Here is a 22405-nt window from a genome sequence, read left to right on the forward strand (position 1 = left end):
ACGAGTCATCGAGGTAGGTCATGAGCAATAAACAAATAGAACATCACCTCAGAAAAGCACTCGTTTCTAACAACGAGGCTTCCAAGGTCACAGCAGATGACACCATAGTGCTTGCAAGTGCGATGACTAGCGTTCACAAGACGTTACTCATCATTTTTCTACTTGCTTTGGTGGCTATCGCCGTGGCGTCACAAGCACGCATCGACATAGTTGTTTCTGTACGTGGCGAACTACTATTGGAGTCTGATGTTGAGAAGGTTCAACATCTGGAGGGTGGGATATTAGAAGAGCTGTTAGTGAGAAAAGGAGAAGTTGTGTATGAAGGCCAGCCTATTGCTCGAATCCGTTCACTCGACCGTAACACCCAACTCGATACAGTGAATACCGAAATCATTCAGCTGGAACTCGATAAAATCCGTTATGAAAGCTTGCGTGACATGGTCGAACCAAACTTTGCTTCTTACATCGAAAATTACCCAGAACAAGTTCAAGTCAACATGAATACGTGGCAGCAAGAGTTCTCGAAGAACCGCTCCAACGAAGAGCTGATCACTCACGATATTAAACACAAAAACTCTTTGATTGGATCAATGCTAAAACGTCGTAAAAGCTCAGATAACCAACTATCGCTAATTCGCAAACAACTCGACATCAAAAATACGCTTTATAAAGAAGAGATGGCGTCATATGTCGACGTTCTAAATATGAAAGTACAAGAATCCAATATGGTTCGTGAGATTGAAAACCTTGATGAGTCGGTCATGAACGAACGTTTCCAACTCGACAAACTCGAGAAACAACATCGAGATTTGGTTGAGAACCGTAACTCCGAGTACCAAGCACAAATCATTCAAGCCAATAAAGATCTCAAACTGAAACGGATCCTTCAACCACAACATTCCGACAAGGTTGATCGCTTAATCGTCTACTCGCCAGTCGATGGTGTGGTCGACAAGTTACACTTCAACTTCCGCTCTGCGGTAATACCACCCGGCGAGAGTATCGCTGATATTGCACCAATCAATAACTCCCTACACGGTGAAGCGAAAATCCCGCGTAAAGACATGGGGTTTGTTGAAATTGGCCAAGCGGTAAAAGTAAAAATGGATACCTATAACTTCGCAAAATATGGATTTGTTGAGGGAACCATCGCCTCAATCAGCCGTTCATCCTATGAAGAAGAAGATGCTGAATTCTATTTGGCAGAGATTGAGATTGATCGAAACTTTCTTGAACGAGGAGGCACTCAATACAAGTTATCGCCCTATATGGAATTTACCGCAGATGTAAAAACAGGCTCGCGTCGCGTGATCGAATACGCAGCGAAACCTGTGATGTCTGCCATCGAAGATGCATTCGATGAGAGGTAATCAATGAGCGGGAAACCTTCTTACAACATTTCCGTACCGGCCTTGCGACTCAGCATTTTGTTTAGTGTCGTACTGGTAGCTCTCGCTTTCTATTTATACTTTTCTTGGTCAAAAGTCGACTCGGTTGCGCAAGTGCAAAGCGCCCCACTTCTGATACAAGCCCAAAAGCTCAATCAGACCATAGAATTTGACATTCAAACCTTGCAGCACTGCTTAAAAGCCAACAATTGCAGTACCAGTGACTTTAACCTGTCTACTTTGAAGGGTGAGATTGATGAATTCCGCTCTTTAGCCTCTTTGAACAAAACCGAATTCAGTTTGGTTGGTGCGACCGAATACACCCAACTTGAATTAGCTATCAATCGCTTTTCCGACAGCGCTAAAACACGCAATGACATACTCGACTTATACCTATCGCTGACGAACAAGTACCTACAGATGGATGACAACTATCGCACCATGTTCAACAACCATGCGAGTGACTTAATGTCAGAGAAAAATGAGTTCTTTGTCTGGTTGTTTATGGTGGTCGTGATATTGGCCGTGATTGCCGTTTTCTCTAACTCAGTTGCCATGTTGAAACTGAAGAAATCCAGCTCTAACGAGCGAGAAATCGACTATGAGTTTGATGCCCTGTATCAAGAGCTAAAGGAACTCGATTTACAAAGACTCGAAGAGCTTCTTAATGAAGTGAGCATCAACCCCAAACAACGCCAAATCTACTCTCACCTCAAGTTGATCTTCAGTAAATTGGAAGACCAAAAGCGCAATAACGATCTTTACAAACAGCTGTATGCACTGATCGGGTATGAGATTCGCGGTATCACCAATACCATCAACGGCGGTGTCCAATATCTGGTTCAAGAAACCGATGAAAACGGCGTATTGATGGCGAAGGATATTACCTCAGCGTGCAGTACCTTATCTGAGTTAGCAGAAAACTATAACCGTTTGATTTCACAGGGTACGGAAAGTAAATCGAAAGAATTTTCACTACTCAACGTATTGTCGGAATTGATGATTCATATCAGCGCCAAAATTCAACGAAATGAAGGTGAACTTGACTGCTTTATCTCTGACAACTTACCCAATCGTGTAGAAGGTCAATCCACCAGCTTGTTCTGGATATTGTTCCTGCAGCTTTCCAATGCCATTCAACTCAAATCAAATAAGAAACTATTTGTGACGATTGAATCTGGCGCGGCTTCTGATATGGAAAACACCCGTGTCACCATCAACCTCAACTTCTTATCAACGCTGGATGTCTCTGTTGCCAAGCTCAATAAACTCCATTGGAGCGATCACAAAGACCATACTGCGAACACCGATGACTTGGCGAAAAGTGTTCTGAAGGATTACGGATATTATGAGAGTCACTGGTTCCAATCCGGGGCTCAGGAACGTTTTCAGATTGAACTCGATCTTAAGGCTAAGAACTTTCACACAGAGAAGACTCGCTTCGATGGCAAGCGTTTACTGCTGTGTGCCAATACTCAAATCCGTATTGATGTGATGAAGAAAATGCTCAGTAACTTAGGACTAGACATAACCGAGATTCGTACTGCAAATGAGCTTTTCTCAGCGGCGAAAACGTTCGGTGATTACGATGCGATTATGCTGACCGATACCTTTGAACCTAACAAGCTGCCGTCGTTGAGCAAAACGGTCAAATCTCAGCTTAAGAACTACCCAAACACCAAGCTATTACTGTCAGTGACTAACACTCAACAAGCACAAGAGTGCCATAGCTTCGTCGACAAAATCATCAACTCACCTGCTATCCCCTATGAGTTTATTCCTAACTTACTCACCATTATGGAAGCAGAAGCTTCGGAAGAGCAAATGGAGAACAGCTCTTTCCTTATCGTAGAGGATGACCGAGTTCAGCAGATTTTACTTAAACGGATTCTTACCAAACAAGAATATGAACCAGACATGGTTGGCGATGGCGCTGACGCAGTGAAACACTTCATGAATAAACGTTCTGACATCATCTTCATGGATTGCATCATGCCGGGGATGGGGGGCATCGAAGCAACAAAACGCATTCGCCAGTTCGAACAACAAAACGAGAAAAACCCTTGCACCATCATAGGTGCAACCGCATTGACCAGCAGTAACGAACATCAGGCTTGTATTGAAGCGGGAATGGATTACGTGATCAGCAAACCTTATAAAAGCGACCAAATCATCAAGGTGATCAACAAGTATGTTGCAGTACAGAAACTTAACTAACAGCATCATAGCTGCGCTTACATTAAGCACGACACCTTCAGCATCGGCGACTACCCTGCTGGAGGCGGTAGAGCTCGGCCTGCAAAACAGCCTGTCTCTTCGCGCCAGTGATAAGGGCGTGGAAGAGAACGAATACAACATTGGTATCAGTCGCTCTAAGTTTCTTCCTTCTTTAAATGGTGCTGCCGATACCACATGGAATGAAAATGAAACTTTGCTATCGAGTGTACCTGATGAGACTTCTAGCTATAACTCAAACAGCTACAGCCTTTCTCTTTCCCAGTCGATCTTCAATCTGAGCGATATTTTCAAATATGGAACAGCTAAGCTCGACTTCAATATTGAAGAGATTAAACACGAGAACAAAATCCAAAGCACCATCTCAGAAATCGGCTCTCAATACTTTGAGTATTTAAAAAACAACGCCCAAATTAAAGCGACCAAGGTAGAGCTTAAATCGTCTGAAACGCGTGAACATCAAATGCGACGCAATGTAGAGCTAGGTAACACCGCAGCCAGTGAGCTGTATGAAGTGATTGCTCAGAAAGAAGGCGTTTCGAACCGACTAAGAACCTTACAGAAAGACCGACGTGTCATTCTCAACGGACTCTCTATTCAAATTCAATACCCTATCACTCCGTCGCAAGACATATACGAAAGCGTGCCTTTAAAAGGGATCAACAAAACCGAGCAACGCTCAATCATGGATCAAGCGTTGAAGCTCAACAACGATTTGTTGGTAGCAAAGAAAAACGTCGAAAGAAGCCGCAGAAGCTTAAAGGAGAGCGGATCGAATTTCTTACCGACCGTGTCGCTTTCAGCCAGCTATCGACACGATGACGCCAATAACTACGATAAAACCGACATTACAGCGACAGGTGAAAGTAACTCAACCAGTGTTGGCTTAAACCTCGCCGTGCCACTCTTGTCGGGTGGTTCTGATTACTATGGCTATCAAAAATCATCGACGGCCATCGAACGTACTGAGCTGCTTTACCAAGATTCGCTTTATACCACACGTAACAGCGTGAATACCTCAGTGCTCAACATTAACGATTTCTCGCAGTCTATAAGCAGTTACGAAAATATCATTCGCGCCAACTACGCCTCTTATAAAGGGATCCAAAGAGCCTACCAATTAGGCACGCGTACCATCACCGACTTGCTGGCAGCGGAAAGTAAACTGTTCAGCGCTTTGAGAGACTATGAAAGCGCACGATACGACTACATCATCGAGACCATCAAGCTTGAGCAAATTAAAGGGATACTCTCAATTCAATCGATAGAGAGCATCATGCAATTGATGAGCGATATTGAGGGACGAGACAATCAAGACTTGGTGCCGAAACACCTTCTCTCAACGGAGTCATTGAGAAAAGGAGGTCGCAATGCAAACTGAGCAGTTTTCGCAAAAGATCAATATGGCTGATAAGTGCTATCTGACTTTCTCTACGATAATTTCCACCCTGTTTGGCTTGGTGCTGCCCTTCTCTATTCTGATCATTTTTGACCGAGTGTTACCCAACCAAGCACAAGATACTCTTTTCTTATTGTTCGCAATTATCTTGATTTCCATCTTCCTCGACTATCATCTGAAAAATCAGGAAGAGAAGATTTCCTCTGTCATCATGAGGCAGTTTGAGACCAACTTAACCAACAAGGTATTTCAATCCATCTGTTTGGCTGACATCTCTAAATTCCGCAGTTTAGAACCGGGCGAATACCTAGAACGAATCTCAACCATTCCTGAACTTAAGACTTTCTTTGGTGGAGAGTCGGTTCGAGCGCTTATCAACCTTGCCGTCAGCGTGATCACAATCCTCATCATAGGACTCATCAACATATGGGCTGGCATTACCCTTCTGATTGCCTCTGTCATCTTGGCTATTTTTGCTTGGAGCCTTTCCAAACAAAAGATTGGTAGCTTGCAGAATAAGTCAGACATCGAAGGGTTAACCACCTCCAAAATCATTGAGATAATCTCTAGTCCACTTGATATCAAAGCTCGAAACATGGAGTACCGAGTTGAAAGTCTGATGACACAAATGGTCGAAGAGCGCGAAGTTGAGAACATTAAATATGAGCAGATTGAATCGAACTTCAGCCTAATATTGGCGCTGATCCAACAGCTCTCCATTGCTTGTGTTGTTGTGGTATTGGCAACAGCCGTTATCAACATGGAATCGAGTCAAGGCATCATGGCCGCCATTATCATGCTGACCAACCGTTATTTTGCGCCTTACCAACAAGTGATGCGCACCGCGAGTCGCTGGGAGTTAAACAAACTCCACATACAACGTATCGCCGAACTGCTTGAGCTTGCGGCTTCTGTTGATCATCAACATGAGACAACGGAAGTTGAACGTATTTCGGTTAAGTATTCTGAAAAACAACGTATCGAGTTCGAACTCGGCCAAGCCTATTTGCTGACAGGAAAAAGTGGTTCAGGTAAGACCCACCTCGCTAACTGTATTACGCGCCAGAACAGCGATAACAAACTCGACATCATGATTAACGATACCCCTCTCGATGACGTGAACTACAACGTTTGGCGTAACAGCGTGTTGATGGTCGACAAAACAAGCTCGTTTGTTGAAGGAACTATTATTGATAACCTAACTTGCTTCCGACCAAGTTTGAATAATACGGCGTTTACACTGTGTGAAACCATGAATATCAAAGCGCAAATTGACGGACTTCCTGCTGGTTTTTATACGGAACTCAAAGGGCATATGCGTAATCCATTCTCTCGCCAGGTTGGATATGCCTTATTATTGGTTCGTGCTCTACTCGCCAGTAAACGCGTGTTGATATTTGATGACATCGATTGTGTCTTTGATGAAGAATTTGCGCGAATGGTACTCACCAGTACAGCTTATCGTGCCAATGACAAAATCCTAATCATCGCCAGTAATAAAATGGATAAACTTAACCACCGCCTCAAACGCGTAAAACTTACCGGAGGTGACCAATGAGTATCCTAGTTGACTTCAACAATGCTCCGCAGCGTGTGTTGGACTTTGAATCAAGTGCTTATGATGAACGCTACGGTCAGTCGCCGCTGATTCGCGGCTTAGCCTACACCTTGATAGCGCTGGAATGGGAGGGTACGCCTTCTATACTCAGTGACGCTTTTATTCCTCAGCCAAAAGACAGCGACAGTTTTACTGCAACTATAGAGCGTCTTGGATATCGCTGTGATATAACCAAGCTAAAGACACTCGAGAATATCGATAAATACCCTCACCCATGCTTTATTGAGATAGAGAACCTTAGTGCGATCTTCTTAGGCACCAAAGATGGAAAGTTGATCCTGTTTGATTACACGAACAACAACACCATTGAATATCCAATGTGTAAAAAGCCCTGTTTGCTTATTTCTATTAGTGAATACTCTCGTTTGTTCCGTGAACCACCACCGGAATCTCAAGACAGAAGCAATTGGATAAAGTACGCTTTCTATCGTTACAACAATGAACTCAAAAGCCTGATCATCCTCAGCTTTGTGATCAGTATCTTGGGAGCGTTACAACCGTTCTTCATTATGAGTGTGTATAACTTCGCGCTCACTTCGAGCTCTCAAGCCACACTCTATTGGTTGACCCTATTTGCCGTGATCGTTGGCTTCTCGGAATACTTCTTCAAAAAGATGCGAGTCAACATCATTGCCACCTCCGGTAAAGATCTCGCGGTGCACATATCTCAAGCCGTAATATCGAAACTGCTTTGGCTACCCTACGCAATGACTTCAACCGCAGGGGTTTCGTCTCAGTTGGCTCGTTTGAAAGATATCGATACCTTCCGCCGCTTAGTGACCGCAGAATCGACCCTTAGTTACTTTGATATGCCGTTTGTGATTGTATTCATCATTGCGATTGCTCTGATGTCTGGCACCGCTGCACTTGTGGTGATAGGCGGCTTAATCTTGATGTTAGTGTTCTGTATTTACTCTCGTTATATCTACTCACAAGCCACATCTAAAAGCTCTCGCGCTAACGCCATGGTCTCTTACCAATGGAATGAAATCCTTCGCGGTATTAAGACTATTCAAGGTTTGCCTTTGTTGCGCGTGGTTCAATCTCGTTTTAGTGCCTCCCATATGCAAAGCACCAGTGATGCGGAGAGCGTTGCCGTAACTAACAGTAAGATTCAGGCTGCTGGCGGCAGTTTAATTCAAGTGATTGGTACGGCAAGTATTGTGACAGCCGTCATTGGCGTAATGGAAGGCACTTCCGATGCTGGTGCTATGCTCGCGACCGTTATTCTGGTTTGGAAAGCGTTAGGCCCAATCATGGGCATCTATAACTCAATTTCTAAGTTCCAGTCGATCAAGGCTTCATCAGCACAGATCAACAACTTGATGTCGATGAACGATGACAAATTAACCTTGGAGAAAAGCCCGCCTATTCGCTTGTTCCAAGGCAACATTGTGGGCAGCGGCGTCAGCCACCGATATGCGGGAGCGGCGACCGGCTTAACCAATCTTGGTTTCAAAGTCCCAGCCAGTGCCAAAGTGGTCGTTTGTGGCCCTACGGGTTGCGGAAAGACCACACTAATTTCGATCATTGCAGGGTTAGAAGACCGCTATCAAGGCGCAGTGTCTGTCGATGGTTACAACATTAAACAGTTCAATAGCTATCGCTATCGCACATCAATCAATTACATCCCTTTCAATTTGCACATTTTCGAAGGTTCTTTGGAAACCAACTTCATTTTGCACAATGGATTGATTCCCACAGAGAAAATGCAGGAGATGGTGAGCTTCTTCGAATTAGACGAATGGCTGCCGGAAGGCTTGGCAACTCAATTGAGTGTCGATAAATGCAAAGGCCTTCCCAATGGTATTCAGCAAAAGCTGCGTTTGGCGCTTGGTTTAGGCAACTGTGAGCAATCTCTGATCATCATTGATGAACCCTTTAATGGGGCTGAAAATGAAAACGCGCAGTATTTTAACCGTTTGTTCAGCGATAAGTTGTTGAGCAAAACAGTCATTTTTTCAACCAATGATCCTGGCTTGATCGCCACTTCCAACATGAGTCTGGTTCTAGAGCCTGACGGGAATCTTAAATATTTTGGCTTAACAGACAAATACTTAAACAGTTTGAGTTAGAACAAGAATGCCTACTCACAATTATCCACTTCAGGAAATTGATGCAATTGACAAAATCATAACCAAGAGAGATGATTCGCTCTAATACCACCACGAACAAGGAAGAAAATGTACACATTCGTTGCAGACAAGCTTGATGTAGTTTACTTATCCGCAATTCCTGAAAATCATATGCTTCAGGACTGTGACGTGCCTGAAGAAGAAATCGAGCTCCGAGAGATCATTGAAATTTGGTACGAATTTTCATTCCTGCCCGCTTTCAACCTGCAGAAAATTGAAATCGCTAATAAACCAGAGCTTACAATCATACAAACACACGTTTTGAACAATGATGCGAGCACTCTCGCCTTTCTATTAAAAAATCGAGTTTATCGCGCTGCGTTAAATAGAATGCTCAGCGTTTGGACATTAGAGCCCTCCGCAAAAAACGCACTGAAGCAACTTCTATTAGAAGCAAAACAAGATAAAGATCATCCTCATTAACTCAGCTTTTTAAGCTATTCATCAATAAGCATAAAAAGTAAACCTACTGATAATCACTATACATTGTTAGAAATGGATTCCTTTTATAGGTAAGCTACAGAATCACAAGAAGTTATACCCCTCCCACACTTCCATTAAATTTACCGTTCCAAAGTTTCAATATCGCTTTTTTTATTCTACTGTTTTTATATAAAACAGTTGGATGGATCCTTTATATGGCGATTACGGTCTGGAATAACCTTTCAGTCAAACATAAACTCTTTGGCTTAGTTCTACTTCCCATTTCACTACTGCTTTTCCTTGCTGGCAGACAAGCATATATCTTGACGACTCAGTTAACCGATTTCGAACGAACAAATCAGTTATCTGTTTATCTTCAAGATATTTCCGTTCTCTATCGGAGCACTTTGGCCTCTAGTCCAGAAGAGTTCGCAAGGCAAAGTAGCCAAGTCAAAGCAGAACTAAAAAACCTATCTCCCACTATTTTCTTGCGTACTTCAAGTGAGATGGACCAGCTTGTTGCCGACTTCAGCGAAGCTACCCTATCGACAATGGAAGCCACTGACAGTTACGACAAATTAGATGCCCTTGAGTGGCAGAGCGATTTATACAAACAGCTGCTCCTTGAAATAGAAAAAGTCCCATTTGAAAACACCAAACGTGAAATTCAGCAACACCTCACCGCACTACAACAACTTGAATGGTTGATGTTTTGGTCAAACGAGGAATTCAAGCTGGGTACTTCTCTGATTGAAATATTCCAAACTAGCCAAGAGTACGACCCCGAACTTGCTGAACAAATCAAAACCTTGAGCGAAAGACAGCAATTGTTTCTAGAACGTTTTGTTTCATTGAATGCCAACGAACATCAAGTGTCGCTGATGGTTGAAGTCTTCAGAAACGATGTGTTTGCTCAAAGCCAAGAGATCAGAAACGCATTACTCGACCTAAACGCCATCAACCAACTGACACCTCAAGAGGTTTCTATTGGGTTAGAAGCGATGAGTGCTCGACTCAGCTTATTACAAAGCCTCGGCACTGTTATCAAGCAAGAGTTCCAACAAGAAGTTGAGCAAGCGATCTCAGACGCGCAAGTACAACGAACACTGTTTATCTCCATCGTTGCCCTACTCGCTACCATTGTCATGGGGTTAACCCTAAGCTTAGCGAGACAAGTAACCAACAACCTAGGCTTGATACTTAAGTTCTTGAAGAGTGAAAACGATGAAACACGCCCTTCTTTAGACAAGCTCATTCAGGGTAAAGACGAACTCAGCCTATTTGCTCAACAAGTTGAACGGCTAACCATTGAAAGAGAACACGCTAAGGAAAGGTTAACGCTTGCTAAAGAAGACGCAGAGCGCGCCAAAGAAGACGCGGAAGAAGCGAAGGACCACGCGATACAAGCCAGTAAGGCCAAAAGTAGCTTCTTGGCTAACATGTCACACGAAATTCGTACCCCATTGAATGGGGTTATCGGCATCTCAGAAATCCTGTCAGATACACCGCTCACACCAACCCAACGAGATTACGTCGATACCATTGAGACCTCATCTCAACTGCTTCTAAGCCTTATCAACGACATTTTAGACTTCTCTAAGATTGAATCTGGCATGCTATTAATCAGCCCGCATTCCGCATCCGTCAGAGAATCGATATACGACATAGCCTCGATTGTGGCGCCAAAAGCGAAAGAACAAAAAATAGAAATTAATGTTGATATCAGCCCAGACACACCGGCACGCGTGATGATAGACGATCACCGTTTAAGACAGATCTTGATGAACTTTATGTCGAATGCAGTGAAGTTTACTGCAGAAGGCGGCGTCACCCTATCAATCCAAACGTTCAACAAGTCAGAAAACAGTGTCACCCTTAGATTTGGTGTACGAGACACCGGTATTGGGATCGACAAACAACAACAGAAACAAATATTCGAACCCTTTGCTCAAGAAGATGATTCAACCACACGCCAATTCGGAGGTACTGGTCTTGGCCTAGCCATCAGCACACAGTTGGTTGAACTTATGGGTGGCCAGATTCAGCTCGACTCCGTCAAGGGCGAAGGCAGCTGTTTCTACTTCGACTTAGAATTACCCGTCGATATTATGCTACCGAAACCAAGTACAGCAACGTCTGATATTTATGTGCTGGGTAACGAAAACATACTGACTAAACGAATAGAATGGGATCTTAACCTTTATGGCTTAAAAGTGACTCAGCGAACGAACGACACTGCTGTAATTACATCACAACTCGCCACTCAAAAACACACTAAACCTATCACTGTCGTTTTCGCTGAAGATGACGCATTCCTAGCTAACTCCCACGCCGATAACTTAGCTAAGCTGTACCAAAACGGCATCACTATCTGTTTGATACGTTCCTTCTTAAGTGAGCCAGCGGATCTTGGTGACAGCGTTACAGCACAAGTCGCACAGCCCCTACTCGGCTTGCGTTTAATTAAAGCTATTGAGCTTTGTGATACGCGAGGTTTGGCGGAACTATCAGAGGCAAGCCGGCCACCAGTAGAGATTCAACACAAAATCCTCATCGTTGAAGACAACAAGATCAACCAGAAGATTGCTGGGCTTCATGTTGGAAAAAGTGGATTTGAATTTGAGTTTGCGAATAACGGCCAAGAAGCTGTGGACATGTTTACCGCAAACCCACATTACGCCGCCATTCTTATGGATTGTATGATGCCCGTTATGGACGGCTTTGAAGCAACAAGCAACATTCGCCGAGTTGAAAAAGAGACCAATGCTACGCGACGCATCCCTATCATCGCTCTTACCGCCAGTGTGATTGATGACGATATTCAAAAGTGTTTCGATGTGGGTATGGACGACTACGTGCCAAAACCATTCAAATTCGAGATGTTGAAGGAGAAAGTGCTTGCGGCTGTAGAAGCGATGCCACTGCCAGCTGCGCATACCGCGCCAGCAGCATCAACAAGTTCAACCGTTACTCCTATTCATAGTGCACAAACAGCCAAGAAAACATTACCAGAGCAAGCTGAGCCTAACGTTGTGCCAAGCAAGTCAGAGAAGATCCTTTTGGTTGAAGACAATCGCGTAAACCAGAAAGTTGCTTCCGTCATGCTTAAGAAAGCAGGATATACCTTTGAAATTGCGGACAACGGACAGATCGCCGTTGATATGTATCAGAACGACAGTAGCTTCGACATTATTTTAATGGACTGCATGATGCCTGTGATGGATGGTTTCACCGCAACCAGGGAGATTAGAGAACACGAGAAAAACTTAGGCTTAACAAAGACTCCTATCATCGCGTTAACCGCTAGTGTAATTGATGATGATATTCAAAAGTGCTTTGATTCCGGAATGGATGGGTACGTCGCGAAACCCGTAAGAAAAGAAAAGCTATTCCACCAAATAGAAAGTGCGACTTGTTAGGAGAAACTAATGGATTGGATCAAAACAGTGAAATCACTCCAGTGCAGAGTTCTGCTACGAGCAGTTCTAGGGTTATTCGGAAGTTTACTTATTTTCAACCCTGCTCATGCCACTGAAGATTACGCAATATTTACTTTAGACACAGGGTTTGAAGAGATATCGATAAACAAAGCAAGAAAGCTATATAGAGGTAAAACTAAACGCCTCAATGGAAAGCGTGTTGAACTGTCTGATTGGCCTGAGAACAGCACCGAAAGAGGAGAGTTTTATCAGCTTTTGCTTGGGAAAAATGCAGCTCAAATGAACGCTCACTGGGCTGGCTTATCTTTTTCTGGAAAAGCGCGTTACCCAAGAGAAATCAAAACGGCATCAACCGATAGCTTAGTGGACTGGCTGGATGACAAACCAAACCGTATTGGTTACTCCCCACTCTCTTCGGTTCCTCAAAATGCCAACGTTCTCTACATTATAAGTTCGGAGAAATAATATGAAAAAGATAATTACGTCAGTGCTATGTGCTTCGATTTCCTCTCCGGCTTTTGCGATTATTGAACTTACCGATAATTTGTCATTAAGTGGCTTTGGTTCAACATCTTGGGCGAAATCAGACAATGATAATCCACTCATCATTAACCGAGGCTTTACTGATGAGAGCTGCTACGACTGTGATACCACATTTGGCGTTCAATTAGACTACTTTTACAACTCATTCAAAGCCTCTGTTCAAGTGGTGAAAGCCCCCCAATACGATTGGAGTGACCCTCAGCTTGAGTGGGCTTACCTTGGCTATGAATTCAATGACTTTGATGTCAGCATCGGTCGATTGAGACTGCCACTGTTTCTTACCTCTGAGTACTATTATGTCGGCCAAGCCTACATGACAGCGAGGCCACCGACAGAAGTATATAACGCCGTATTGGGTATCACCGCATTTAACGGGATTAAAGTCAGCTGGACTCACGATGTGAGTGATGAGGCAACGCTGTTACTCTCCCCTTTCTTCGGCGTAAAAGACAAAAACGAAGTCGATTTTAATTCGAGTACAGAACTGGAGTTTGAAACCAACCGCATGTTTGGTGCCAACCTTCAGTTAAGTGGAGAGAACTATCGTTGGAATTTGTCATTCCTCGATTCCAACTTTGATCAGACTGTAAAGATTAAAAACGTTGGTGCGCTGCCTACTGCAGACAACCAACACATCCAGCTTTGGTCTTTGGGTGCTGAGTATGAATTTGGTCAAGCGGTACTATCAAGTGAAGGACAAATCAGTGACTTCTCTTCATCAATGTATGCAAGTTTGGGCTACAGATTGAATTCGTTTACGCCTTATGTCGTTTACGGTGCAGAATTTAACTCAAACGAACACCTTACAGGCAACAGCTATTTGATTGGTATCGATTACGACGTACTGCCTAACGTATCCATCAATGGTGAAGTGCAGTATTTTGAAGCACGCAAGACCAACGGCGCCTTTATTGAAGACTTCACACCAACAGGCTTTGATGATAAAGATGCAGTGCTCTATACCATCATGCTGAGTTTCGTGTTCTAGCCTCTACCACGAAAACGTATGCTCAGTGAAACGAAAAGACCAAGGCAACATCTTTGCCTTGGGCTTTTTATCATCAATCAGAAGCTGATTTAGTACTTAAACAGCACTTTTACATCTCCCGTCAGTGCAGACTCATCAACGTAACCAATGGCGTTGGTTTTTGACGCTACCGTTGTGATGGCTTCGCTATAATCTACAACTTGAATTGGCGCTTCTGCTTTACCTGTGAAGACTAACCTTGACCAAGCAGATTGAAGCTGCGATTCACTGCGTCCTGTTGCTACCTCGTGAAAGGCTAGTCGCCCCTCAGAACCATCAGTCAGTTCGACGATTTGTGCTTTCGTACCATTTGATAACTTGCTCTTTTTACCCATAAAGAGTTTTTTAACATCAGATTTTGATAATGAATCAACACCTGCATTGTTACCAATAACGACCATGCCTGCAGAAGCATTAAATGAAAGAACCGCTATGGTTATTGCTGTCAGTAAACTTTTCATGTGGTCTCCTTAAAATACGAAATCTAGACGAGCTGAATAGACAATTGAGCTGTCTTCAAGGTAATTCCCCGTCGCCATAAATGGGTTGACGGCAGACGTCTCAACATTGGTTTGGAAACCACCACTCGTATCGCGGTAATCTACGTAAGTCACGTCAGCCTTTAACGACATATTCTTAGCAAAGTCCCAGCGGTTACCGATAGAGTAAGAGATACGCTCGTAATTCATCGACTCTTTAACTGCCGTTATCGTCATATTTTCACGTTCATCGTTATCGGTGGTTTCAACCCAGCTAACCGAAAGGTAAGGCGTAAACTCATTGATTCGGTAACCAACCAAGCCAGAAACCGATTGATAGTCGTAAAATTGACCTTCAATTTGAACGTCAGCGGCTTCTACGTTAACAAGTAGATCACCGTTGTCATATTGCGCACCCAGAGAGATAAACTGACCGTCTTGGCTGTCAAGTAAAGCACCTAACTGGCAGTAAGGGCTAGATTGTGGGTTCTGGAAATCACAAGACGGATTCGATTCCGCAACCAAATAAGAACCACGGAAAGTAAAATCATCGACGTTCCAGTTCGCACTCAAACCAAATAATTGATCCAGTTTAACTTCACCAACAATTGAATCCTCTTCGTCAATCGTGCCAACACCAACCAATGGCTGAAGAAGAATACTTGAATCTTCAAGTTCAATCGGAATCAATAAGTCAGCTCCCGTATAGCCCTTCAAAACAATGTTTTCGTACAATTCTTGAGAAGGTCGAATCATAGGATACGCATAGCCAAGATCGGTGTAGTCAGAATAGAAGAACAGAGGTAGACGAAGCTTACCTGCACGAGCAGTAAACGAGTCGAAATCATAAGACGCGTAAGCCATCTCAAACTTTGGATCATAGTCATAGCGGCTATTAGCAACCACCTGCGTTACAAATTTAGCACGCTCGTTGACTTGAAAGTCAAACTGCACCCCCGCAAGCGTCTCTTGTTCCCAGTCGAGTTTTTCATCCGTGTAGCCTGCATAACCGATTGCATTATCTGACTTACCGATACCTACAGAACCAAACCCGCTAATACGAAGGTTATCCATATTTGCAGCATTTGCTCCAAACGCCATACTTACTAGGGCAGCAACCACTGTCTTCTTCATAACTAACTCCAATTTGTTATGTTGTTTCTTGTTTTTATGTAATTAACCCAAATTTTGGGCATACTCCCGCCCTCCTTGAGGCATGGCCATAAAGAGAGAAAGAATGATTCTAGGGGGCTTAACTCACCTTAAAGTGGCCAGTTAATGTAGATATATTACGAGTAACTTCTTGGATATCATGAGCCACAGCATCTACCTGTTTCACACTGTTGCTGGTACCTTCCGCCATTTTTCGAATCTCTTCTACAAAGGTTTCTATACGAGTCGAGGTTTGTTCTTGCTGCTCCGTCGCGGCAGCAATACTTTCGTTTCGTTGGCTGATTTCGGTGACATCTGATGTGATTCTTTGCAGCGACCCTTCAGCGACTAGGAACTTCTCTACACAATCTTCAGCTTTAACAACGCTTTCAGAAATGATGGTAGAGGCTGTTTGCGCTTGCTCTTGTAGCTGTAAAAGTACCGACTGAATTTCTTGGGTAGAGGTTTGTGTTCTTGACGCTAACGTTCGGACTTCGTCAGCTACAACCGCGAAACCTCGACCTTGTTCTCCTGCTCGTGCAGCTTCAATTGCCGCATTAAGTGCTAAGAGGTTAGTTTGTTCTGCAATCGCACTGATCGATTCTAAAATTGAGCCTGCACTCTGAGTGTTGTCGTTCAACTGCTTCACAACTTCTGATGCATTACCGACATCGTTCGTCAGTTCTTTCACCGCAAGAATCGTGCTTTCAACTTGCTGCTCCCCTAAGCTTGCTTGTTCGCTTGCACTAGAAGCAGAAGACGACGCATCATTTGCATTCGTTGCAATCTCTCGAGCCGCAAGAAACAGTTGGTTTAATGAACTTGAGACTTCTTCAATTGAAAGGTGTTGCTTAGTGGAAAGCTCACTTGTGACTTGGCTCGACTTAACGAGAGAACCAGAGATAGAGTCCAATTGAGTAACATTGTCTATAGTGTGAGTTACGTTCTGTTGTAGGTGAGACACGAAGCTATTAAATGACTCCACCAGAGGCTTAAGTTCGTCATTTTTCTCGTGCTGAAGACGCACAGTAAGATCTCCATCACCCTCAGCGATATCGTGCATCTTATCGCTAATGTTTGCCAGATCCGCTCGAATTCCTCTTACGACTAACCATCCGAAGACACACATTGCAAGCATCGCCACAGCGCCAGAAATGCTCATGATCTGGTTAGCCTGTTTGTTATTGGCTTCTAAATCTTCCACTGCATTCTCAAACTCATACTGTCGGTCTGCACCAAACTCAAGCATGCCTAGGGTTAGCTCATCCAAAATCGCTGTACTTTCTTTTGCCAAACGACCGGCCTCACTAAGGCTGATCTCCTCATCGATCATTCCTTGGGCAATTTGGTAAGCAAGTTCAAAATATTGATTAGTTTTATTTTGCAGAAGTGTCGATTCACTCTGCAGAGAAGGATCCAGCGTGATTTGAATATTGAAGTTACTTTGAATCGCAGCAAGAGTTTGCTTGTTCATTTCCAAAATTTCTTCATCGCCAAGCGTTACAGCTAAGTTAAAACGCTCCGCCAACTGGGAGATCAACACACTGTTTAAAGAGGCCGCATTCATTACGGGATAAGTGACTTGGTCAATCCGATTAACCTGCTTAGTGTTGCTAGTCAGTGTATCCCCACCGACAAATAGAATACTAATAAACCCTACTAACGAAACTAAACATAACGCCAAAATTCGATTCTTAATCGATAGTGTAAACATAAGCTTCCTTGCTAAACAGTATGACAAACCGCACTATTATTTTTTCGCACAATAACAGATCTGACCAGTTATTCAATCGGTCAATACAAAAATAGTGACAAATATGTAAATATTGTTTATAGATTGTGCTAATCTGAAAATTAACCATATAAATCATAAGCTTTAATTTTTAACTTTATTAAATATCGCTTAATTCCAAACTTACCAACCTGTTTAAAACTTAATGTTAATTAGGATTTATACTCGATCACTATATTTCAATGCACGTATTCCATGGGCTTAATGTCGAGTTGAAAAATATAAAAACACGCTTATTCAAACACCCCCAATAACTAAATTCTCCACATGCCCTACAATTTAATAACTCTGTCAACACCGTCAGGTTTATGTAAGAAGGTAGCAGGCTCACGAACTTACTCTTTTTTATTCAGTCAACCTTGGAGCGACTAAATTGAACCTCTAAATGGAGAACGCATGCGTATAGCAACTTTATCTTTAAGCTTGGTTTCAGCGGTGGGTTTTGCTGCTGAGCCCAGCCCTTTCCCAATCATGCCGAATACTGAAGGTGACAAATTCATGGTTAGTGCGACAAACCCCTATGTCAGCAGCACTGGCTATTCGATACTGAAACAAGGCGGTAATGCCATCGACGCCATGGTGGCGATGCAAATGACCATGTCAGTCGTCGAGCCCGATATGACGGGGATTGGTGGCGGGACGTTTGCTTTGTTTTATCAACATGACAAAGACCAATTCCTCGCAATCGATGGGCGTGACGAAGCGCCCTCAAGTGCGACTCCAGATATGTTTATGGAAGATGGTAAGGCACTCAGTCGAAATGAGATTTTAGGGCCAAGATCTGTCGCGGTACCGGGTACGCTTCGTTTGCTCTATAGCTCTCATCAAGAATACGGAAAGCTACCTTGGTCTGAGTTGGTGCAGCCTGCGATTGAGCTTGCCAGTAAAGGTTATGCAATGAACAGTTACACCTATGACATTGTGGTTCGTGAGCAAAACCGTTTAATTGAAGATCCAGAAATCAAAGCGCTCTATTGGGATAACGACGAAATCAAACCGACGGGCACCTTGATGACCAATCCAAAGCTTGCCAATACGTTGACCAATATTGCGCAACAAGGTGACAAATATCTTTATGGTGGAGAGTTTGGTAAGAACATTGTCGAAACGGTCAACAGTGGCATCGATTCAGACCACGCAAAATTATCCATTGAAGACTTTGAACAGTACCAAATCAAAAAGCGTGACGTCATTGAGAGCGACTATCGTGGTAACAAGATCGTATCCTTTGGTTACCCTGCCTCTGGTGGCGTGATGGTTGCTCAAAGCCTTGAAATGTTAGAAGCCTATAACTTAGCCGACATGTCTAAAACCGATGTTGAACCTTGGCTCTTGATGACCGAAGCCATGAGAATCGCCAAAGCCGATCGCATCGCTTATGCCGGTGACCCAGATTACATCGAAGCGCCAGTTGCAGCCCTACTCGACAAAGCCTACATCGATGGGCGACGTAAGCTCATTCCAGAGACTGGCATTGCGAAAACAAAACCAAAAGCAGGCAAGCTAACCGATACTGATTACGCTCAGTATCAAGGTTTTGAGAGCCAAGATACCGGGCACATCTCCATCATCGACAAAGACGGTAATGCCATTGCAATGACCAGCACCGTCGGCACGGGCATGGGGTCTGGGCTAATGGTCGATGGCGTGGTTCTGAATGCCCAAATGGCAAATTTCTCCACCAAACCCACAATAAACGGTAAACCGACTCAAAACTCTATTGAAGCAGGTAAGCGACCTCGCTCAGCGATCACCCCGCTAATGGTTATGGATAAAAAAGACGACCTGCGTTTAGTGGTAGGTTCTCCTGGTAGCTCACAAATTCCGGGGTACGTGTTGAAAACTGTGGTGGGCATTCTCGATTGGGATCTGTCTGCGCAGGAAGCGATTGACCTGCCGAATATTCAGTATGGCACTAAGATTGATCGAACCAAACCTTATGATCCGACAGGTTTGTTGGTCGAGAAGAAAACCTACGCTGAAATGCTAGTACCAGAGTTCATGCAGCTCGGTTATCAGGTGCATGTCATTCCCGTCATCAGTGGCTTGAATGCCATTGAAGTCAAAGATGGCAAGATCTATGGCGCGACCGACAGACGCCGTACATCAAGCTCTATGGGTGAATAACAAAACGAAATGGGCAAGTAACAGGCTTGCCCTTATTTTGTCTTTAGTTGCTTGAACCTTGTCTAAGCAGTTCATGGATGCGAAAAGCCAGTCGAATATTTTGACTGGCTTTTCATTATCGGCTTCGCTATTTACTCATTTGGATATTATGAGCTTGGCGCTACTCGCTTCTCTTTCAATTGCTCAATTACATAATCAGGAGCCACTTTACCTAGCTCACCCAAGCAATCATCTGTCTTTTCATTGCCGTAGCGCACATAGATATCGCATACCGCGTATAGCTGCTCTGGAGAACCAGAGATCAAATATGCTTTCTCGAACGATTTAGTCGACTTGTCGATATCCAACTCTTCTTGTAATACCCCATTTAGGTACCAGTAATAGCTGTTATCTTTAGCTAGCTTCGCAGCCACTTCAATCTCTTTGGCTGCCGCAGTTTTGTCTTCAAGGCGAACCAAAGTTAGAGATTTAGAGTAATGCAGAGCGGCGTTGTTTGGTATGCTCTCCAAACCACGTTCTAATACTTCGACCGCTTGTTGGTCTTTTTTCTGCGCTCGGAAATTATCAGCGTAGCTTAACCAAACTTGCGCTTCTTTTGGATGCGTATTGATCAATTCTAGATAAACCGTTTCCGCCTTATCCCACTCGTTGTGCCAGCGAAGTACATCAGCAAACAGCAGTTGGTATTTTTCAGATTCTTGCGTTTCTAGAAAACTGATCAGCTCTTTTACTGGTGGTTCGATTTGTGCTTTTTGTTGTTCATCTAAGGCATTAAAGTCACGAATTAGATTTGATGTTGCCGTGTGGCGAACCATGGTATCGCTGTCTTTAAGCAACGGAGATACCAATGCCCAGCGATGTTCGAGTTGATAAGGTTCAGAGCCAATCACAGACGCTTCGCGAACTTCAGGGTCTTTATCTTTCAAGCCTCTAGCAACAGCCACCAACGCATTTTGGCTTGGGTAAGCTGCCAATTCTTGCAGCGCATCAGTACGGTTTTCAATAGACTGATTCTGATCTTGCGCCATGTAAGACAACTGTTGAATGCGGGTTTGAGTGTCCGTCATTTCAAGCACTTGATTGATATTTTGTGCTGGTGCATCAACGGTTTGTTGAACGCTATTAGCTGCCATCGCTGACGTTGATAGCAATGCGGACGTTGAGATAAATAAAGCAACCGCTGTCGCTAAACTCTTCTTGATCATAGTATTACCTTAAGCTGGAGAACTTAGCCTGTCCCTAGACTCATATCTGATTAAATTTCGTTAGGATCGATAACTCTAAACCTAGAACTTGACTTAAAACTTAGTCTCAAATGTTGTTTGTTTTGCCAGTTCTGCTCGACGCGCCATCATCACAGAATCACTGTACTTACCATGAGCAACAGGGTGTCTCATCGCACGCGCGATATACGCCATCGATTTATCAACATGAGAGAAGAACTTGTGCCAGCCCGCACATAAATAGTTCAAGCCCGGCTCACCCGCACGAGTTTTGATAAAGCGATTTTTCGGACACTCGCCATGACAAGCAAACTTGTAGTCACATTGCTGACATTGGCTGGTCAATGTGCGTGATTTAGCGAAACCAAATTTTTGTTGTGGCGCGCTGTACGCCAAGTCATCAAGCTTGTCGTGGTGGATGTTGCCAATTTTATATTCTGGGTAGACATAATGGTCGCACGAGAACACATCACCGTTAGGCTCCATCGCTAGGCCTTTACCGCAGATCTCGTTCAAAGTGCAAAGCGGGTTTGGGCGACCAATCCACGTTTCTAAGCTCGCTTCAAAATACTGAACGAACACTTTACCGATGTCGTGCTTCGCCCACTCATCAAACACAGCAATTAGGAAGTTGCCCCACGCTAAGTCCGATACACACCATGATTCCATGATCGAATCTTTGTGACCCGGGATAAGACGCTTGTCACCTTGCTTGAGTTGCTCACTCACTTGAGATGTTTGCGGTGCAACGGTTCTAAAGGTTTTTTGTTCTACGATAGGAATAAATTGCATTTGTGGAGACTTCACCACATCACGTAGGAAACGATACACTTCGAGTGCATTTTGACTAGTGAGATTATTCACACAGGTAAGCGTGGCGAATTTGACTTGGTGCTTGTGCAGCAACTCTACAGCAGCCATCACTTGTTTGAATGTGCCACGACCCGCTCGGTTGGTACGGTAAGCGTTGTGTAGCATTTCAGGACCATCAATACTTAAACCGATCAGGAAGTTGTTCTTTGCTAAGAACCGACCCCAATCGTCATTCAGTAATGTGCCATTAGTTTGTAGGTCATTTGAAATTAACACACCTTCGGGCTGATACTTTTTCTGTAGCTCAACCACACGCTCAAAATAAGCCAAACCTAACATGGTCGGCTCACCGCCCTGCCATGAGAAGATGATTTCTGGCGTATTTTGACCTTCGATGTATTGTCGGATGTAAGTCTCTAGCGTCTCATCATCCATTCTTGGAGAGCTGCCTTTCTTGTACTCCAACAAATCTTGCTTACTTAGGTAGTAACAATATTTACAGTCAATGTTGCACACTGCGCCAATCGGCTTAGCCATAACATGCAGGCGCTTAGACGCTTTACCGTTATATTGTGGACCTTGAGTAATGTGCATGATTTACCTACCTATCT

At 43.8% G+C, this 22405-nt stretch carries 15 protein-coding genes; 10 read left to right on the top strand and 5 right to left on the bottom strand.

Annotated features, from left to right (window positions below; all coding sequences use genetic code 11):
• Nucleotides 1-20 precede the first annotated feature (20 nt).
• The 9 genes from L4C44_RS03885 (at nt 21) to L4C44_RS03925 (ending at nt 14169) form a co-directional block, all read left to right on the top strand.
• Nucleotides 21-1370 carry an HlyD family type I secretion periplasmic adaptor subunit gene (locus tag L4C44_RS03885; RefSeq protein WP_285954562.1) on the top strand — a complete coding sequence of 450 codons (1350 nt, stop codon included), beginning with the start codon at nt 21-23 and terminating at the stop codon, nt 1368-1370.
• A gap of 3 nt (nt 1371-1373) precedes the next feature.
• Nucleotides 1374-3605 carry an ATP-binding response regulator gene (locus L4C44_RS03890; protein ID WP_428804411.1) on the top strand — a complete coding sequence of 744 codons (2232 nt, stop codon included), beginning with the start codon at nt 1374-1376 and terminating at the stop codon, nt 3603-3605.
• Complete coding sequence (locus tag L4C44_RS03895; RefSeq protein WP_428804412.1) at nt 3580-5004, top strand: TolC family protein; 1425 nt, start codon at nt 3580-3582, stop codon at nt 5002-5004. The genes L4C44_RS03890 and L4C44_RS03895 overlap by 26 nt, the downstream gene beginning before the upstream one ends.
• Nucleotides 4994-6580, top strand: coding sequence for an ABC transporter transmembrane domain-containing protein (locus L4C44_RS03900; protein ID WP_285954565.1), 1587 nt, complete (start codon nt 4994-4996; stop codon nt 6578-6580). The genes L4C44_RS03895 and L4C44_RS03900 overlap by 11 nt, the downstream gene beginning before the upstream one ends.
• Nucleotides 6577-8715, top strand: a complete 2139-nt coding sequence (locus L4C44_RS03905; protein WP_428804413.1) for an ATP-binding cassette domain-containing protein — start codon at nt 6577-6579, stop codon at nt 8713-8715. The genes L4C44_RS03900 and L4C44_RS03905 overlap by 4 nt, the downstream gene beginning before the upstream one ends.
• A 108-nt stretch (nt 8716-8823) precedes the next feature.
• The gene (locus L4C44_RS03910) at nt 8824-9198 is read left to right on the top strand and encodes a hypothetical protein (RefSeq protein ID WP_428804414.1); all 375 of its coding nucleotides are present in this window, start codon (nt 8824-8826) and stop codon (nt 9196-9198) included.
• A 215-nt stretch (nt 9199-9413) separates the two neighbouring features.
• Nucleotides 9414-12617, top strand: a complete 3204-nt coding sequence (locus tag L4C44_RS03915) for a response regulator (protein WP_428804415.1) — start codon at nt 9414-9416, stop codon at nt 12615-12617.
• A gap of 9 nt (nt 12618-12626) precedes the next feature.
• A complete protein-coding gene (locus L4C44_RS03920; RefSeq protein WP_146491676.1) occupies nt 12627-13103 on the top strand; it encodes a hypothetical protein in 477 nt (158 codons plus the stop codon).
• Between the two features lies 1 nt (nt 13104).
• Complete coding sequence (locus L4C44_RS03925; RefSeq protein ID WP_428804416.1) at nt 13105-14169, top strand: sulfate ABC transporter permease; 1065 nt, start codon at nt 13105-13107, stop codon at nt 14167-14169.
• Between the two features lie 89 nt (nt 14170-14258).
• Here L4C44_RS03925 and L4C44_RS03930 read toward each other — a convergent pair whose 3' ends face one another.
• From L4C44_RS03930 to L4C44_RS03940, 3 genes are all read right to left on the bottom strand, one after another.
• A complete protein-coding gene (locus tag L4C44_RS03930) occupies nt 14259-14669 on the bottom strand; it encodes a phosphate ABC transporter substrate-binding protein (RefSeq protein WP_086713848.1) in 411 nt (136 codons plus the stop codon).
• Nucleotides 14670-14678: 9 nt separating this feature from the next.
• A complete protein-coding gene (locus L4C44_RS03935) occupies nt 14679-15821 on the bottom strand; it encodes a hypothetical protein (protein ID WP_428804417.1) in 1143 nt (380 codons plus the stop codon).
• A gap of 118 nt (nt 15822-15939) precedes the next feature.
• Nucleotides 15940-17406 carry a methyl-accepting chemotaxis protein gene (locus L4C44_RS03940; protein WP_428804578.1) on the bottom strand — a complete coding sequence of 489 codons (1467 nt, stop codon included), beginning with the start codon at nt 17404-17406 and terminating at the stop codon, nt 15940-15942.
• Between the two features lie 621 nt (nt 17407-18027).
• Here L4C44_RS03940 and ggt point away from each other — a divergent pair.
• Nucleotides 18028-19758, top strand: a complete 1731-nt coding sequence (gene ggt, locus L4C44_RS03945; RefSeq protein ID WP_428804418.1) for a gamma-glutamyltransferase — start codon at nt 18028-18030, stop codon at nt 19756-19758.
• Between the two features lie 146 nt (nt 19759-19904).
• Here ggt and L4C44_RS03950 read toward each other — a convergent pair whose 3' ends face one another.
• Together L4C44_RS03950 and L4C44_RS03955 are read right to left on the bottom strand one after the other, a co-directional pair.
• A complete protein-coding gene (locus L4C44_RS03950) occupies nt 19905-20963 on the bottom strand; it encodes a tetratricopeptide repeat protein (RefSeq protein WP_428804419.1) in 1059 nt (352 codons plus the stop codon).
• Between the two features lie 93 nt (nt 20964-21056).
• Nucleotides 21057-22388 (bottom strand): anaerobic sulfatase maturase, encoded by a 1332-nt coding sequence (locus L4C44_RS03955; protein ID WP_428804420.1) that lies wholly within the window; start codon nt 22386-22388, stop codon nt 21057-21059.
• Nucleotides 22389-22405: the final 17 nt, after the last annotated feature.

The sequence above is a fragment of the Vibrio satsumensis genome, from assembly GCF_050337435.1.
Classification (GTDB): Bacteria; Pseudomonadota; Gammaproteobacteria; order Enterobacterales; family Vibrionaceae; genus Vibrio; species Vibrio satsumensis.

What these genes read in the sequence shown, in the direction of transcription:
- L4C44_RS03885 (WP_285954562.1), top strand. Translation starts at nt 21, where the DNA reads ATGAGCAATAAACAAATAGAACATCACCTCAGAAAAGCACTCGTTTCT.
- L4C44_RS03890 (WP_428804411.1), top strand. Translation starts at nt 1,374, where the DNA reads ATGAGCGGGAAACCTTCTTACAACATTTCCGTACCGGCCTTGCGACTC.
- L4C44_RS03895 (WP_428804412.1), top strand. Translation starts at nt 3,580, where the DNA reads ATGTTGCAGTACAGAAACTTAACTAACAGCATCATAGCTGCGCTTACA.
- L4C44_RS03900 (WP_285954565.1), top strand. Translation starts at nt 4,994, where the DNA reads ATGCAAACTGAGCAGTTTTCGCAAAAGATCAATATGGCTGATAAGTGC.
- L4C44_RS03905 (WP_428804413.1), top strand. Translation starts at nt 6,577, where the DNA reads ATGAGTATCCTAGTTGACTTCAACAATGCTCCGCAGCGTGTGTTGGAC.
- L4C44_RS03910 (WP_428804414.1), top strand. Translation starts at nt 8,824, where the DNA reads ATGTACACATTCGTTGCAGACAAGCTTGATGTAGTTTACTTATCCGCA.
- L4C44_RS03915 (WP_428804415.1), top strand. Translation starts at nt 9,414, where the DNA reads ATGGCGATTACGGTCTGGAATAACCTTTCAGTCAAACATAAACTCTTT.
- L4C44_RS03920 (WP_146491676.1), top strand. Translation starts at nt 12,627, where the DNA reads ATGGATTGGATCAAAACAGTGAAATCACTCCAGTGCAGAGTTCTGCTA.
- L4C44_RS03925 (WP_428804416.1), top strand. Translation starts at nt 13,105, where the DNA reads ATGAAAAAGATAATTACGTCAGTGCTATGTGCTTCGATTTCCTCTCCG.
- L4C44_RS03930 (WP_086713848.1), bottom strand. Translation starts at nt 14,669, where the DNA reads ATGAAAAGTTTACTGACAGCAATAACCATAGCGGTTCTTTCATTTAAT.
- L4C44_RS03935 (WP_428804417.1), bottom strand. Translation starts at nt 15,821, where the DNA reads ATGAAGAAGACAGTGGTTGCTGCCCTAGTAAGTATGGCGTTTGGAGCA.
- L4C44_RS03940 (WP_428804578.1), bottom strand. Translation starts at nt 17,406, where the DNA reads ATGAATGCGGCCTCTTTAAACAGTGTGTTGATCTCCCAGTTGGCGGAG.
- ggt (WP_428804418.1), top strand. Translation starts at nt 18,028, where the DNA reads ATGCGTATAGCAACTTTATCTTTAAGCTTGGTTTCAGCGGTGGGTTTT.
- L4C44_RS03950 (WP_428804419.1), bottom strand. Translation starts at nt 20,963, where the DNA reads ATGATCAAGAAGAGTTTAGCGACAGCGGTTGCTTTATTTATCTCAACG.
- L4C44_RS03955 (WP_428804420.1), bottom strand. Translation starts at nt 22,388, where the DNA reads ATGCACATTACTCAAGGTCCACAATATAACGGTAAAGCGTCTAAGCGC.